This is a genomic window from Nonomuraea sp. NPDC023979 (assembly GCF_040639085.1).
In the GTDB taxonomy this organism is placed as follows: Bacteria; Actinomycetota; Actinomycetes; order Streptosporangiales; family Streptosporangiaceae; genus Nonomuraea; species Nonomuraea ceibae.
On the sequence record NZ_JBEZZG010000012.1, the window covers coordinates 193420 to 207291 of the forward strand.

15 protein-coding genes and 1 pseudogene are annotated in these 13872 nt (G+C 74.3%); 9 read left to right on the forward strand and 7 right to left on the reverse strand.

Annotated elements, in window-relative coordinates:
- Positions 1-54: 54 nt before the first annotated feature.
- The 3 genes from AB0G11_RS22695 to AB0G11_RS22705 are packed head-to-tail and all read right to left on the reverse strand — an operon-like array spanning position 55 to position 2689.
- The gene (locus tag AB0G11_RS22695) at positions 55-900 is read right to left on the reverse strand and encodes an ABC transporter permease subunit (protein WP_357587964.1); all 846 of its coding nucleotides are present in this window, start codon (positions 898-900) and stop codon (positions 55-57) included.
- A complete protein-coding gene (locus AB0G11_RS22700; RefSeq protein ID WP_219507639.1) occupies positions 897-1835 on the reverse strand; it encodes an ABC transporter ATP-binding protein in 939 nt (312 codons plus the stop codon). The genes AB0G11_RS22695 and AB0G11_RS22700 overlap by 4 nt, the downstream gene beginning before the upstream one ends.
- A complete protein-coding gene (locus tag AB0G11_RS22705) occupies positions 1832-2689 on the reverse strand; it encodes a hypothetical protein (protein WP_357587966.1) in 858 nt (285 codons plus the stop codon). The genes AB0G11_RS22700 and AB0G11_RS22705 overlap by 4 nt, the downstream gene beginning before the upstream one ends.
- 174 nt (positions 2690-2863) lie before the next feature.
- On the opposite strand from AB0G11_RS22705, the gene AB0G11_RS22710 reads away from it, so the two are divergent.
- The 5 genes from AB0G11_RS22710 to AB0G11_RS22730 are packed head-to-tail and all read left to right on the forward strand — an operon-like array spanning position 2864 to position 7743.
- Complete coding sequence (locus tag AB0G11_RS22710; protein WP_357587968.1) at positions 2864-3256, forward strand: GntR family transcriptional regulator; 393 nt, start codon at positions 2864-2866, stop codon at positions 3254-3256.
- Entirely contained in the window at positions 3253-4143 is an 891-nt protein-coding gene (locus AB0G11_RS22715) for an ABC transporter ATP-binding protein (RefSeq protein WP_357587970.1), read from the forward strand. Before AB0G11_RS22710 ends, AB0G11_RS22715 begins: the two co-directional genes overlap by 4 nt.
- Positions 4140-5189 carry an ABC transporter permease gene (locus AB0G11_RS22720; RefSeq protein WP_219507642.1) on the forward strand — a complete coding sequence of 350 codons (1050 nt, stop codon included), beginning with the start codon at positions 4140-4142 and terminating at the stop codon, positions 5187-5189. The genes AB0G11_RS22715 and AB0G11_RS22720 overlap by 4 nt, the downstream gene beginning before the upstream one ends.
- A complete protein-coding gene (locus tag AB0G11_RS22725; protein WP_357587972.1) occupies positions 5186-6619 on the forward strand; it encodes a S41 family peptidase in 1434 nt (477 codons plus the stop codon). Before AB0G11_RS22720 ends, AB0G11_RS22725 begins: the two co-directional genes overlap by 4 nt.
- The gene (locus AB0G11_RS22730; protein ID WP_357587974.1) at positions 6616-7743 is read left to right on the forward strand and encodes an alpha/beta hydrolase; all 1128 of its coding nucleotides are present in this window, start codon (positions 6616-6618) and stop codon (positions 7741-7743) included. The genes AB0G11_RS22725 and AB0G11_RS22730 overlap by 4 nt, the downstream gene beginning before the upstream one ends.
- A 23-nt stretch (positions 7744-7766) precedes the next feature.
- Here the strand turns inward: AB0G11_RS22730 and AB0G11_RS22735 are convergent, their stop codons facing one another.
- Together AB0G11_RS22735 and AB0G11_RS22740 are read right to left on the reverse strand one after the other, a co-directional pair.
- Positions 7767-8177: a helix-turn-helix domain-containing protein gene (locus AB0G11_RS22735; RefSeq protein WP_308125863.1), complete on the reverse strand. Its 411-nt coding sequence runs from the start codon at positions 8175-8177 to the stop codon at positions 7767-7769.
- 84 nt (positions 8178-8261) lie between these two features.
- Positions 8262-8507: pseudogene (locus tag AB0G11_RS22740) on the reverse strand (helix-turn-helix domain-containing protein); the annotation flags it as partial.
- Positions 8508-8606: 99 nt separating this feature from the next.
- On the opposite strand from AB0G11_RS22740, the gene AB0G11_RS22745 reads away from it, so the two are divergent.
- From AB0G11_RS22745 to AB0G11_RS22755, 3 genes are read left to right on the forward strand one after another with little or no spacing between them, the layout of a single operon-like run.
- On the forward strand, positions 8607-9824 hold the full coding sequence (locus tag AB0G11_RS22745; protein ID WP_219507647.1) for a cytochrome P450: 1218 nt from the start codon (positions 8607-8609) through the stop codon (positions 9822-9824).
- 5 nt (positions 9825-9829) lie between these two features.
- Positions 9830-10759, forward strand: coding sequence for an ATP-binding cassette domain-containing protein (locus AB0G11_RS22750; RefSeq protein WP_357587976.1), 930 nt, complete (start codon positions 9830-9832; stop codon positions 10757-10759).
- On the forward strand, positions 10756-11514 hold the full coding sequence (locus AB0G11_RS22755; protein WP_357587978.1) for an ABC transporter permease: 759 nt from the start codon (positions 10756-10758) through the stop codon (positions 11512-11514). The genes AB0G11_RS22750 and AB0G11_RS22755 overlap by 4 nt, the downstream gene beginning before the upstream one ends.
- Positions 11515-11524: 10 nt before the next feature.
- Here the strand turns inward: AB0G11_RS22755 and AB0G11_RS22760 are convergent, their stop codons facing one another.
- The gene (locus AB0G11_RS22760) at positions 11525-12415 is read right to left on the reverse strand and encodes an RNA polymerase sigma-70 factor (protein ID WP_357587980.1); all 891 of its coding nucleotides are present in this window, start codon (positions 12413-12415) and stop codon (positions 11525-11527) included.
- 150 nt (positions 12416-12565) lie between these two features.
- Here AB0G11_RS22760 and AB0G11_RS22765 point away from each other — a divergent pair, with 150 nt between their 5' ends.
- Positions 12566-13306, forward strand: coding sequence for an SDR family NAD(P)-dependent oxidoreductase (locus tag AB0G11_RS22765; protein ID WP_219507655.1), 741 nt, complete (start codon positions 12566-12568; stop codon positions 13304-13306).
- 13 nt (positions 13307-13319) lie between these two features.
- Here the strand turns inward: AB0G11_RS22765 and AB0G11_RS22770 are convergent, their stop codons facing one another.
- Positions 13320-13760: a hypothetical protein gene (locus tag AB0G11_RS22770; RefSeq protein WP_357587982.1), complete on the reverse strand. Its 441-nt coding sequence runs from the start codon at positions 13758-13760 to the stop codon at positions 13320-13322.
- Positions 13761-13872: the final 112 nt, after the last annotated feature.

Sequence of the window (13872 nt, forward strand, 5' to 3'; positions counted from 1 at the left end):
GTACGGGAGGATCTCCACCATTCGATCGTAAAGCGGGGCGAAGGCCCGTACCAGTCACAGATCCCTGTGCTGGAAGGACACCGCGGTGAGCGCCCACATCATCGCCACCCACGCCGCCGCCCACCCGAGGTAGGCGGCCGAGAGCGGCGCCTCGCCCAGGAACGGGAAGCCGTCGAACTCGGCGCCGAACCGCGCCAGGACGACCGGGTCCTGCAAGGCGTGCATGGCGCCGCGCCACAGCCCGTCGGTGGGCAGCAGCATCCGTGAGACGGCGCCGACGCGCGCGACGCCCTCGTTGCCGAGCGCCTCGCCGATGCCGCCCACCACCCCGGCGACCCAGGTGGCGCCGAACAGCCCCACCGCGACGACGCCGGAGGCCATCGGCGAGACGACCGTGGCCAGCAGCAGGCCCAGCGTGAGCAGCACGACCGTCTGCCCGGCGAGCAGCGCCAGGGCGGTCGCCGGTCGCGGCGGCCAGTAGCCGACCGTCGCCAGGACGACGAGGCACTGCGCCAGCCCGGCGAGCACGACGAAGCCGCTGCCGAACGCGGCCAGGCCCAGCCACTTGCCCAGCAGCACCGCCGAGCGGCGGACCGGCCGGGCCAGCACCGCGAGCGCGATGCCCGACTCGGTCTCGCCCGACAGCGTGGGCCCGGCGAGGAAGGCGGTGCCGAGCGCCGCGATCAGGCTGAGGCCGAACATCACCAGGTTGAGCAGCTGGGAGGCAGCCAGCCTGGCCTGGCCGCTGGTGAGCGTGCCGAGGCCGCTCTCCGCCGCCAGCCGGGAGAACCCCCAGCCGCTCAGCAGGAGCAGCGCGGCCGTGAGCACGACGACGGCCAGCAGCGCGCGCCGCCGGGAGGCCTCGCGCAGGGTGAGCGCGGCGACGGTGAGGACCGTCATGCGGCGTCCTCCTGACCGGCCCGCAGGATGCCGAGCAGGCGCTCCTCCAGGCTGACGCGCGCCGGCTCGACCGCGTGCACGCGCACGCCGAGCGCGACCAGGTCGCGCACCAGCTCAGGGACGGCCGCCTCGTCGTCGCCGGCCGGCAGCGCCACGGTGAACCCGTCGCCGTCCCGCCGCACGTCCCCGGTCGCGGCCAGCCGCGCCTGCGCCTCGGGGGAGAGGTCCGTCAGGCGCAGCCGCAGCTCGCGCCGCCCGAGCAACTCGCCGAGGGTCCCGGACGCGGCGACCCGGCCCCGGTCGAGGATGACGACGCGGTCGCAGACCCGTTCGACCTCGCCGATGAGGTGCGAGTTGAGCAGCACGGCGACGCCGCGCGCCTTCAGCGCCAGGACGATGTCGCGCACGTCGGCGCGGCCGAGCGGGTCCAGCGCGCTGGTCGGCTCGTCCAGGATCACCAGCTCGGGCCGGGCCACCAGGGCGACCGCCAGGCCGAGCCGCTGCTGCATCCCCTTGGAGAAGCCGCCCACGCGGTCGGCGGCGCGCTCGCCCAGCCCGACGAGGGACAGGCAGTCGTGCCGCTCCGGCGCGGGCACGGTGACGCCCGCCAGCCTGACGTGGAGGGCCAGCACCTCGGCCGCGCTCAGCCACGGCTGGTAGCGGAAGAGCTCCGGCAGGTAGCCGACGCGGGCGCGGGAGGCGGGATCGCCCGCGGGCCGGCCGAGCAGCACCGCCTCGCCCGCGTCGGGGCGGACCAGGCCGAGCAGCATCTTGATCACCGTGGACTTGCCGGCGCCGTTCGGGCCGAGCAGCCCGACCACCTCGCCGCGGCCCACCTCCAGCGACACGTCCTCGACGGCGGGCCGCCTGCCGTAGCGCCTGCGCAGGCCCGAGCACCGCACGGCGGGCGGGCTCGGCGGCGTGCCGCCGGTCATCGGAGGTCCCGGGCGACCGCCAGCACCTCGGCGGCGTCCAGCGCGCCCGCCACGGCGGTCACCACGCCGCCGTCCACCCACACGACGGCCGCCAGCGTCCGGTCGCGGGTGGCGATCACCGTGGCCGGCACCCCGTGCACGCTCGCCCGGGAGGTGGTGAACCGCCCGGCCGGCACGGGCAGCGGCAGGGTGTCCCGCTCCGGGCCGAACGCGCGCAGCAGCGCGGCGGCCTCGTCCGGCAGGCCGGGCAGCGTCAGCAGGTAGTCGCGCACGCTCGCGTACGGGACGCCGGACGACAGCGCGCGGGGCGCGACGGCGCGGCCGACGACGAGGGCGGGCACCCCGGCGGGCTGCGACCAGATCCCGGCCACACCGGGCCCGGCGACCAGGCGCACCCGCTGCCCGTCCAGCCCCGGCGGGGGCGGCGGCAGCGGCTGCCCGGCCTCGGCGGCGGCCTTGCCGGCCCGGTCCGCGGAGAACGTGAACGTCGCGGTCATCTCGCCCACGACCTGGTGGACGGGCTCGCCGGCGACGCCGCGCGGCAGCGTGCGCACCACGGGCACGTCGAGCCCGGTGCGCGCCTTGGCGGCCGCCGCGTCCGGGACCTCGCGCGGCCCGTCGCCGCCGGTCACCACGACGTCGCCGTACGCGCTCAGGTCGGGCAGGGCGACGAGGTCGGCGGCGCCGACACCGACCGGCTCGATCCGCTCGGTCCGGAAGATCGGCACCCAGTCGTTGGCGGCGGCCGTGCCCGCGCCCGCCAGGACGACGGCGACGGCGAGCGCGGCGGCCACGGGGCTGCGCAGGACGGCCCGGACGGCGCGCCGGGGCGGGTGTTCTGTGGGATGACGCATGACGGTTCGGCTCCTTGTCCCCTCGGGCACGGCGTCATCAAAGCAGACGGGTTTGCGGGCGCCGCGCAGCCTGTGTGCGGGTCCTGTGCAGGTCGTGCGCGCTTACGGAGTAGTTAACCCCGGCCATATCTGCAACCATCTAATGTCCTAGAACGCTAGATAAATGGAGAAACGGTGATCGAGTTCTACCTGGACGCCAAGTCCGGCCTCGCGCCCTACCAGCAGATCGTCCAGCAGGTACGGCACGCGCTCCGGCTGGGGCTGCTCCACGAGGGCGACCAGCTCCCGACCCTCAAGGAGGTCGTGGCGCAGTTGGCGATCAACGCCAACACCGTCCTCAAGGCGTACCGGGAGCTCGAGCACGAGGGCCTGGTCGCCGCCCGGCCGGGCGTCGGGACGTTCGTGACGGCGACGCTCGCCGGCACGTCGCTGGCCGCGCACGGCCCGCTGCGGCTGGAGCTGCGGCACTGGCTGGCCAAGGCGCGCCGAGCCGGGCTCGACGACGAGAGCATCGAGGCCCTCTTCATGACCACATTCAGGACCGCCGCACAGGAGGACATCGCGTGAGTTCCGTCTTGGAGGCCCGCGGGCTGGGCAAGCGATACGGCAGGCGCTGGGCGTTACGCGAGTGCACCATCGACATCCCCGACGGGCACGTCGTCGGGCTGGTCGGGCCCAACGGAGCCGGCAAGACCACGCTGCTGAAGCTGGCCGGCGGCCAGCTTCAGCCGACGACCGGCGGGCTGTCGGTGCTGGGCGGCCGGCCCGCCGCCGGGCCCGCGCAACTGGCCAAGGTCGGCTTCGTCGCCCAGGACACCCCCGTCTACGCCGGGCTGAGCGTCGCCGAGCACCTGCGGCTGGGCGCCCGGCTCAACACCGGCTGGGACGCCGCGACGGCGCGCGAGCGGATCGCCCGGCTCGGCCTCGACCCCGCCCAGCGCGCCGGCCGGCTGTCCGGCGGCCAGCGCGCCCAGCTCGCCCTGACCCTCGGCCTGGCCAAGCGGCCCGAGCTGCTGATCCTGGACGAGCCGGTCGCCTCGCTCGACCCGCTGGCCCGCCGCGAGTTCCTGCAAGGGCTGATGGAGGCGACGGTCGAGCACGAGCTCAGCGTCGTGCTCTCCTCCCACCTGGTCTCCGACCTGGAACGGACGTGCGACTACCTGATCGTGCTGGTCGACTCCCGGGTCCGGATCGCGGGGGAGGCCGAGCGGCTGCTGGCCACCCACCACCGCCTCACCGGCCCGCGCCGCGACCCCGGCACGCTGCCCGCCGACCAGCACGTCGTCTCCGCCCGGCACACCGACCGGCAGAGCACGTACGTCGTCCGCACCGACCGGCCGATCCTCGACCCGGCGTGGACGGTCAGCCGGCTCACGCTGGAGGACCTGGTCCTGGCGTACATGGACGATTCCACCGCCGCCGGCCCGCGGCCCGCCCTGGAGGTGCGGCGATGATCTGGCTCACCTGGCGGCAGTTCCGCGGCGCGGCCCTGATGACGTCCGCCCTGCTCGTGGCGCTCGCCGCCGTCCTGGCGCCGACCGGCTCGCGGCTGGCCGCCGACTACGCGGCCGGGCTCGCCGCCTGCGCGCCCGGCGCGGAGTGCCTGCACTTCTACGACCGGTTCTTCGACGCGTACCGGATGCCGTTCCTGGCCGGCACCCTCGTGGTCCTGATCCTGCCCGCTCTCGTCGGCCTCTTCTGGGGGGCGCCGCTGATCACCCGCGAGCTGGAGGCCGGCACCCACCTGCTGGTGTGGAACCAGGGCATCACCCGCAGGCGCTGGCTGGCGGTCAAGCTGGCCCTCACCGGCCTGGTCGCGGCCGCCGCCGCCGGGGTCAGCGGGCTCGCGGTCACCTGGTGGTCGGGCCCGCTCGACCAGTCGGCGCCGGAGGGCTTCGCGCTCATGGACCCGCTGGTGTTCAGCGCGCGCGGCATCCTTCCGCTCGGGTTCGCGGCCTTCGCCTTCGTCCTCGGCGTGAGCATCGGCATGCTCGTCAAGCGGACGCTGCCCGCGATGGCGCTCACGCTGCTCGTCTTCACCGCGGTCCAGGTCGCCATGCCGCTGCTGGTCAGGCCGCACCTGATGCCGCCGGTCACCTCGACGTTCGACCTCGCCCAGGAGAACGTCGACATGTTCGGCGTGCGCCGCGACGGGCTGACCACGGTGACCCTGACCCAGGCGATCCCCGGGCACACGGGGGCGTGGGTGCTGTCGAGCGAGCTCATCGACGGTTCGGGCCGCACGCTGGCCGCGAGCGGTGACGAGGCGGTCGTCCACGGCGTCTCCGTCACGTCCGGGCCCTGCGGGACACAGCAGGCGCGGCAGGGCCCGGGGGCCTGCCTGGCCGAGCTCAGCCGGCTCGGCTACCGGCAGCGGGCCGCCTACCAGCCCCTCGACCGCTTCTGGGCGCTGCAGTGGATGGAGACCGGCATCTACGCGCTGCTCACCGCCGCCCTGACGGGGCTGTCCTTCCGGTGGGTGCGGAGGCGCCTGTCATGACGGCCAGGACAGCGGCCGCCGGGCTCGCCCTGCTCCTGGCCGCCACCGCGTGCACGGCGCCCGCGCCGCCGCGCGGCCAGGGCGGCACGGGCGGCACAGCGGCCGGGACCGCCTGCGAGCGGCCCGCGGGCCCGCCCGCCGCCGAGACGGCCACCACGATCGACGTCATCGAGCAGGCGTACTTCTGCATCCTCGGCTCCTACTACGGCGGCGCCGCCCTGGACGCCCGCTCGCTGCTGACCGCCGGGTTCGCCGCGCTGGCGCGTGAACTCGACCGCCACGGCCGCGACCTGCCCGAAGCCACCATGCCCGCGCTGACCGGCGACCGGAAGGCCGACTGGGCCGCGTTCGAGACCGCCTTCCGGAAGATCACCGGCCAGGTCCCCGGGCTGGGCGACCAGCCGGCCGTCGTCACCCTGGAGGCCATCGTGGCCAGCCTCGGCGACAACCACGCCCGCTGGACGCACGGCCTCGCCCGGCCGCCGGGCCACTACGACGGCGACGGCTACGGCCTGGGCCTCCAGGCGAGCGCCGACGGCCCGCAGGTGCACGGCAACCCCGCCGCCGCCGTGCCCCCGCTGTTCGTCACGGCCGTGCACGGCGGCGCGGCGCGGGCCGCCGGGCTGCGGCCCGGCGACGTGATCGAGTCGATCGACGGATCGGCCCCGTTCATCGGCGGGAAGGCCACGGCCGCGATCGCCGCCCTGTACGAGCCCTACCCGCGGGCCCGGCCGGTCCGGCTGAGCCTGCTGCGGGAGAGTACCGGCCGCCGCTGGAGCGTGACGCTCAGGCCCGGCCTCTACCAGCGGGACCTGGCCGAGCTGCAGGTGGTGCGGTCGAGGCTGCTGGACGACGACGTCGCCTACGTACGGGTGGCCGGGTTCGCGCCCGACTCGGCGAACCGGGCGCTCAGGGCGATCGCGCGGCTGCGCGCGGGCCGGACGCTCGCCGGTGTCGTGCTGGACCTGCGCGGCAACGGCGGCGGCAGCCCGGACGAGGCGGTGCGGCTGGTGAGTGCGTTCGCGCACGGCCAGGTCACCGCCTACCAGTGCGCGGGCGACGGCCGGTGCGAGGCGTCGCGCACCGACGACACCGTCGAGCTGGTCGGCCTGCCGCTGGTCGTGCTCGTCGACCGCAGCTGCGCCTCGGCGTGCGAGCACTTCAGCTCCGCCGTCAAGGCCCTGGGCGCGGGGCGGCTGGTCGGCACCAGGACCGCCGGGGTGATCTCCGGCCCGGCGCAGGCGTACCGGCTCGGCAACCACACCACGCTGAGCCTGCCGGGCAAGCGCCATCTCGGGCCGCGCCGCGAGGTGATCGACCGGATCGGCGTGCCGCCCGACCACTACGCGCCCCTGCCCCCGCGCGACGCCGCCGCCGGGCGCGATCCCGCGCTGGCGCAGGGCCTGCGCCTGTTGAGGGAGGCCTCATGAGAGCGATCCTGGCGGCGCTCGCCGTCGTCACGCTGGCGACCGCGTGCGGCGCGCCCGCCCCGCCCCGGACGGCCGCCGCCCCGGCCCCGCCGGCCGGTCCCGCCACGCTGCCCGCCCCCACCGGCCCGCACCGGGTCGGCACCAGGACCATGTACGTGGAGGACGACTCCCGCCCCGACCCCTGGGATCCCGACGCCCGGACCCGGCGGCTCAAGGTCACGCTGTGGTACCCGGCCGAGCGGCGGGACGGGGAGCCAGCGCCGTACATGACGCCGAAGGAGTCGGAGCTCAACCTGAAGGGCGGCCGGATCGCGGGCGTCCCGTACGACCTGCTGAGCCGGACGCGGACGCACGCCGTCAAGGACGCCGAGCCGGCGGGGCGCGAGCTGCCGCTGGTGGTGCTGTCGCCCGGCTTCACCAAGCCGGTCAGCCTGCTCACGTCGCTGGCCGAGGACCTGGCCAGCCGGGGGTACGCGGTGGCGGGGATCGACCACACCCACGAGAGCTACGCGACCACGTGGCGGGACGGGACGGTCGCGGAGTGCCTGGCCTGCGACAGCGACACCGACCCCGGCTTCGGCGCCCGCGTGGTGCGCGGCCGGGCGGCCGACGTGTCGTTCGTCCTGGACCGGCTGGCGGACACCGGGCTGGTCGATCCGGGCAGGATCGCGATGGCGGGCCAGTCGATCGGCGGGGCCGCCGCCCTGGCGGCCATGGTGACGGACCCCCGGGTACGCGCCGGGATCGACCTGGACGGCAGCACCTACGCCAGGATTCCCCGGGGCGGGCTCGCGCGGCCGTTCATGTTCGTCGGCACTCCGCAGCACGGGCCCGGCGGCGGCGACGGCTCGTGGGACCGGGACTGGAAGCTGCTGACCGGGTGGAAGCGCCGGCTCGTCGTGGCCGGGGCGGAGCACCAGTCGTTCACCGACGGGCCGGTGCTGACGGCCGCCTTCGGCGTCAAACCCACCACCGGGATCATGGCGGCGGGGCGCGCCGTGGAGCTCACCCGCACGTACGTGGCGGCCTTCCTCGACCGGCATCTGAGGGGCACGCGGCAGCCGCTGCTGGACGGGCCGTCACCGCGACACCCCGAGGTCACGTTCGGCAAGGAACGCGCCTAGGACCGGACCTGACCAGGCGCCGGTCACGGCAGCAGGTGGCGCCAGCGTTCGGCGGACTCCAGGACGTCGAGGCTGATCCGCTCCAGGAAGGCGCCGCCGTGGGCGAGGCGGCGTCCGACGGGCGTCTCGGGGCCGAAGCTCTCGCCCGCCTGCTTGGCGGTCTCCGCCGCGTGGAGCGTCTGCCACGCGCTGGTCACGATCGCCTGGTACCAGGCGTCGTCGTCGACCACGTAGACGTCGCGGCGGCGTTGCGGATCGCGCTCGCGCCTGATCAGCCCCTGCTGGATCAGGTAGCCGACGGCCAGGGAGACCGAGGCGGGGCTGACCTTGAGCCGGTCGGACAGCCCGGCCGAGGTGAGCCTGCCCTCGTCGCTCAGCCACAGGGCGATGAGGACGCGGGCCATCATCCTGGGCAGCCCCATCGCGACCGCCATCTCGACGACGGTGTCCTCGGCCTCGGCGGCCCGGCCGGCATCGCCGTCGGCCGATCCGGCGGACCGGGGAGCGGCGTGGGGGCCGCGCCGGGCCCGCCGCTCGGTCGCCCGGTGGGCCTGCTCGGGCCGGTAGGCGGCGGGACCGCCGTTGCGGGCGATCTCCCGGCTGATCGTCGAGGTCGGCCGGTCGAGCCGCCGGGCGATCTCGGCATAGGGCAGCCCCTGGGCGAGCCCGGCCGAGATGCGCTGCCGGTCCCGCTGGGTCAAGCGTCCTCCAGGCATGCCGTCAGTATTGCGTTCGCCGCCATCCATTGCAACAAGTCGGTGCATTCGCCCCCATCGTCATTGCACCAGTTTCACGGCTCTGAACTGCGCAAATACAATCCGATTGATTGACAGCATTTCCGAACGCAACGTAGCTTTCAATGTATGTCGAACACGTACTATCGCGATGAGCCGGTCGCCCCGTCCCTGGACCGCGCGCCCGGCTGCCCCTTCGATCCCGCCCCCGCGCTCACCGCCCTGCGTGCCGAGCGGCCGATCGCCCGCCTGGCCACGCCCGAGGGCGCGCCCGGCGTGTGGCTGGCCACCGGCTACGGGGCGGTCCGGCAGATCCTCGCCGACCCGCGCTTCAGCTCCCGCTACGAGACCCTGTACCACCCGCTGATGGGCGGGCACCTGCCGCCGGCCCCCGTCGGCGACCTGACCGGCATGGACGCCCCCGAGCACACCCGCTTCCGCAAGCTGCTCACGGGCCGGTTCACCGTCCGCCGGATGAACCTGCTCACCGAACGGGTCACCGAGCTCACCCGCGAGCGGCTCGACGTCATGGAACGGCAGGGGCCGCCCGCCGACCTGCTCGACGTCTTCGCCCGGCCCGTCCCCGCGCTCATGATCTGCGAGCTGCTCGGCGTCCCGTACGAGGACCGCGACCGGTTCCAGGACCAGACGCGGACGCTCGCCGACGCCGGGACGGCGGAGGCCGCCGAGGCCCAGTACACCGCGTTCGCCGAGCTCGGCGTGTACCTGCGGGAGCTCGCGCTCGCCAAGCGCGCCCAGCCGACCGACGACCTCCTCAGCGACCTGGCGCGGGGCGGCGAGCTGGACGACGACGAGCTCGGCGGCGTGGCCGCCTTCCTGCTCAGCGCCGGGCTCGACACCACCGCCAACATGCTCGCGCTCGGCACCTACGCCCTGCTGCGCAACCCCGCGCAGCTCGCCGCCCTGCGCGCCGACCCCGGCCTGATCGGCGGCGCCGTCGAGGAGCTGCTGCGCTACCTGTCCATCGCCGCCCTCGGCATGCGCGGCGTGCGGGAGGACGTCGAGCTCGACGGCGTCCAGCTCAAGGCGGGCGACACGGTCGTCGTCGCGCTCGACGTCGCCAACCGGGACCCGGCCAAGTTCCCCGACCCCGACCTGCTCGACCTGCGCCGCGCCACCGCCGGGCACCTCGCGTTCGGCCACGGCGTGCACCAGTGCCTCGGCCAGCAGCTCGCCCGCGTCGAGATGCGCGTCGCCTTCCCCGCGCTGCTCGCCCGCTTCCCGGGCCTGCGCCTGGCCGTGCCGGAGCACGAGGTGCGGACGCGCACCGACCCCACGCAGGTGCAGGGCGTCATCAGCCTGCCCGTCACCTGGGACCGGAGGTGAGCGCGGTGGCGGACGCCGCTATCTCGGTGACCGGGCTGCGCAAGGCGTACGGGCCGCACCGCGTCCTGGACGGCATCGACCTCACCATCCCGCAGGGCACGATCTTCTCCCTGCTCGGCCCCAACGGCGCGGGCAAGACCACCACGGTGCAGATCCTGTCCACGCTGATCAAGGCCGACGCCGGCGAGATCCGGGTGGCGGGGCACGACCTGGCCGCGGAGCCCGACAAGGTGCGTGCCGCGATCGGCGTCACCGGCCAGTTCTCGGCCGTGGACGGCTTCCTCACCGGCGAGGAGAACCTGCGGCTCATGGCCGACCTGCTCCACCTCGGCCGCGCGGGCCGGGCCCGCGCCCGCGACCTGCTGAAGCGCTTCGACCTCACGGAGGCCGCGGGCAAGCCGGCGGCCACCTACTCGGGCGGCATGCGGCGCAGGCTCGACCTGGCGATGACGATGGTCGGCACGCCCCGGCTCATCTTCCTCGACGAGCCGACCACCGGCCTGGACCCGCGCAGCCGCCGCACGATGTGGCAGATCGTCCGCGACCTGGTCGAGCAGGACGGCGTCACCATCTTCCTGACCACGCAGTACCTGGAGGAGGCCGACGAGCTGGCCGGCCGCATCGCCCTGCTCAGCCAGGGCGGGCTGGTCGCCGAGGGCACTCCGGACGAGCTCAAGCGGCTGGTGCCGGGCGGCCGCGTGGTCGTGCGTTTCGCCGACGCCGACGGCTACCGCAGGGTGGTCCCGCACCTGGGCGCCTCCTCGCGCAACGACGCGACGCTGACCGCACAGATCCCCAACGAGGGCGGCGTCAGGACGCTGAAGAAGCTGCTCGACTGGCTGGACGGCCAGGCCGTCGAGGTCGCCGAGCTGACCGTGCACAGCCCGGACCTGGACGACGTCTTCCTCACCCTCACCAAGGAGCCCGCCCGATGAACGCGGTCGTCGACTCGGTCACGATGCTGCGCCGCCAGGTCAAGCACATCTGGCGCTACCCGACGCTGATCATCACGTTCGCGGCCGTGCCCGTGGTGTTCCTGCTGCTGTTCGTCTTCGTCCTGGGCGGGACGATGGGCGTGGGCATCGGCGGCGACCGGGCCGCCTACACCGGCTACCTCACTCCCGGCATCTTGATCATGACGGTCGCGGCGGCCGCGCAGGGGACCGCGATCTCGGTGGCCACCGACATGACCGAAGGCATCATCGCCAGGTTCAAGACGATGGCCATCGCCCGGGTCTCGGTCCTGACCGGGCACGTGCTCGGCGCGATGGTGCAGACGTTCATCGCGATGGCGGTGGTGCTGCTGGCGGCGCTGCTGATCGGCTTCCGCCCGGCCGCCTCGGTGCTGGACTGGCTCGGCGTGGGCGCGGTGCTGGCGATGTTCACCTTCGCGATCACCTGGCTGGCGGTGGCGCTCGCGCTGATGTCCAAGAGCGTCGCCACGGCCAGCAACCTGCCGATGCCGCTGATGATGCTGCCGTTCCTGGGCAGCGGCTTCGTCCCGCCGGAGTCGATGCCGGCCGGGCTGCGCTGGTTCGCCGAGAACCAGCCGTTCACGCCGGTGATCGAGTCCCTGCGCGCGCTGCTGGACGGGCGCGCGCCGGGGGCGAGCCTGGCACAGGCGGCGGTGTGGAGCGCGGTCATCGCGCTGACCGGCTACCTGCTGGCGCGGCGGCTCTACAACCGCTAGCCCGCGCGGGTCACAGGTGAATGGTGGTCTCGCTCGTCACGCGCGACAGCTTCTCCGGGTTGCGCACGTAGTACAGGCCGGTGACCAGGCCGTGCTCGACCCGCACGGCCAGGACGCCGTCGAGCTCGCCGTCGAGCCGGATCAGCATCGCGGGGCCGCCGTTGACCTGCGCCGGTTCGAGCGACATCGCGGCGCCGAACCTCTTCAGGCCGGTGGCGAAGACGCGGACGACCCGCTCGGCGCCGCGCACGGGCCGCAGCAGCGCCTGCTTGACGCCGCCGCCGTCGCTCAGGACGACGACGTCGGGGGCGAGGATGTCGAGCAGCCCCTGCAGGTCGCCCGTCTCGACCGCGCGCCGGAACGCCTCCAGCGCGCCCCGGATCTCGGCGGGCGAGGCGTCGCCGCGCGGCCGGCGGGCGGCCACGTGGGAGCGGGCCCGGTGGGCGATCTGCCGCACGGCGGCCGCGCTCTTGCCCACGGCGTCGGCGATCTCGTCGTAGCCCACGTCGAACACCTCGCGCAGCACGAACACCGCCCGCTCGGTCGGCGTGAGCGTCTCCAGCACCAGCAGCATCGCCATCGACACGCTGTCGGCCAGCTCCACGTCCTCGGCCACGTCGGGCGCGGTCAGCAGCGGCTCGGGCAGCCACGGCCCGACGTAGGACTCCTTGCGCCGGCCCAGGGCGCGCAGTCGCATCAGCGCCTGCCGGGTGGTGATCTTGACCAGGTAGGCGCGCGGGTCCTGCACGACCCCGAGGTCGACGCCCGCCCAGCGCATCCAGGTCTCCTGCAGCACGTCCTCGGCGTCGGCGGCGGAGCCGAGCATCTCGTACGCGACCGTGAACAGCAGGTTGCGGTGGGCGACGAACGCCTCGGTGGCGGGATCCGCGCCGCTGGACATGAGTGCTCCTGACTGGTCGTGCGCCATCGGTTTCGTGCACAAGATGCCACTTCCCCCGAATCTGTGACATCTCGACGTCACAAAGGCCGGGTCACCGGCATCTTCATGGCCGACCGAATGAACGACCCGCACATGACATGGGGAGTGGACATGGCAGTCCGTACGACGTCGGCGCTGATCACCGGGGGCAACAAGGGGCTGGGCCTGGAGGCCGCCCGGCGGCTCGGCGAGCTGGGGTGGACGATCTTTCTCGGCTCGCGTGACGAGGGCCGGGGGCGGGAGGCGGCCGGCAAGCTGGCCGCGGGCGGCGCGCACGTGGTCCTGGTGCCGCTGGACGTGACGTCGGAGGAGTCGGTGGCCGCCGCCGTCACGCTCGTCCGGGAGCACACCGACCGGCTGGACGTGCTGATCAACAACGCCGGCGCGTCCGGCAGGGGCGTCCCGCCCGCCGACGCGACGGCGGAGGAGATCCACGCCGTCTACGACACGAACGTGTACGGGCCGGTCAGGGTCACGCACGCGTTCCTGCCCCTGCTGCGCGAGGCCGAGTGCCCGCGGGTGGTGATGGTGTCGAGCGGCGCCGGCTCCTTCGCGGTGATCACCGACCCGGACCAGCCCTCCGCGTCGATGCACGAGCTCGCCTACGCCTCGTCCAAGGCCGCGCTGAACATGCTCACCGTCCGTTACGCGCAGGCGCTCCCGGAGATCAAGTTCAACGCCATCACGCCCGGCGAGGTCGTGAACCGCACCTACGCCGCCACCGACATGAACCACCACACCGGGACGCTGACCGTCACCGAGGGCACCGACTCGATCGTCAGGCTCGCGACGATCGGCGCGGACGGGCCGACCGGGACCTTCAGCGACCGGCTCGGCCCGATCTCGTGGTGAGGACCGCCCCCGATCACCAGGGGCGGAGCTCGGTGAACAGCCGCAGCGTGACCGTCCTCGGCAGGAACCAGGCGGGCAGCCGCAGGTTCCGCGAGGAGAACACGGTCTCCAGGACGATCTTCACGTAGGGCCGCTCACCGGGGATCTCCGCGCACATGACCGTGACGGGGGAGCGCACCGCCTGGCTGCCGAAGCGCAGCCAGGCGTGCCCGTCGCGGTCGAGCTCGGCCGACTCCCAGCGCAGCACCGGCGGCTCGGCCCGGTGCGAGGGCAGGGGCAGCTCCAGCGCGAAGCCCGCCAGGGCGGCGTCGGGCCGCAGGTAGAAGGCGCCGTCGAGGCGCGTGGGCGCGAACAGGAGCCGGGGCCCCTTCAGGCCGCGCGCCGTCAGCTTCGCCTCGGTCGCCTCCAGGACGATGTGCCACGAGCCGGGGCCGGTGTGTGAAGGGATCGCCATGGCTCACCTCGCCGTGTCTCGAACGTGCGTCAGTCGCCCATAAGACGCCGCAGGCGCGCCGATTGTGACATCGGGCCACCCCGTGCGACGTCGCCGATGTCACATTTCCTGG

Bases quoted from the DNA above. Each gene is read 5' to 3' on its own strand.
- AB0G11_RS22695 (WP_357587964.1), bottom strand. From the start codon at position 900: ATGACGGTCCTCACCGTCGCCGCGCTCACCCTGCGCGAGGCCTCCCGG.
- AB0G11_RS22700 (WP_219507639.1), bottom strand. From the start codon at position 1,835: ATGACCGGCGGCACGCCGCCGAGCCCGCCCGCCGTGCGGTGCTCGGGC.
- AB0G11_RS22705 (WP_357587966.1), bottom strand. From the start codon at position 2,689: ATGCGTCATCCCACAGAACACCCGCCCCGGCGCGCCGTCCGGGCCGTC.
- AB0G11_RS22720 (WP_219507642.1), top strand. From the start codon at position 4,140: ATGATCTGGCTCACCTGGCGGCAGTTCCGCGGCGCGGCCCTGATGACG.
- AB0G11_RS22725 (WP_357587972.1), top strand. From the start codon at position 5,186: ATGACGGCCAGGACAGCGGCCGCCGGGCTCGCCCTGCTCCTGGCCGCC.
- AB0G11_RS22730 (WP_357587974.1), top strand. From the start codon at position 6,616: ATGAGAGCGATCCTGGCGGCGCTCGCCGTCGTCACGCTGGCGACCGCG.
- AB0G11_RS22735 (WP_308125863.1), bottom strand. From the start codon at position 8,177: ATGGCGGTCGCGATGGGGCTGCCCAGGATGATGGCCCGCGTCCTCATC.
- AB0G11_RS22745 (WP_219507647.1), top strand. From the start codon at position 8,607: ATGTCGAACACGTACTATCGCGATGAGCCGGTCGCCCCGTCCCTGGAC.
- AB0G11_RS22755 (WP_357587978.1), top strand. From the start codon at position 10,756: ATGAACGCGGTCGTCGACTCGGTCACGATGCTGCGCCGCCAGGTCAAG.
- AB0G11_RS22760 (WP_357587980.1), bottom strand. From the start codon at position 12,415: ATGTCCAGCGGCGCGGATCCCGCCACCGAGGCGTTCGTCGCCCACCGC.
- AB0G11_RS22765 (WP_219507655.1), top strand. From the start codon at position 12,566: ATGGCAGTCCGTACGACGTCGGCGCTGATCACCGGGGGCAACAAGGGG.
- AB0G11_RS22770 (WP_357587982.1), bottom strand. From the start codon at position 13,760: ATGGCGATCCCTTCACACACCGGCCCCGGCTCGTGGCACATCGTCCTG.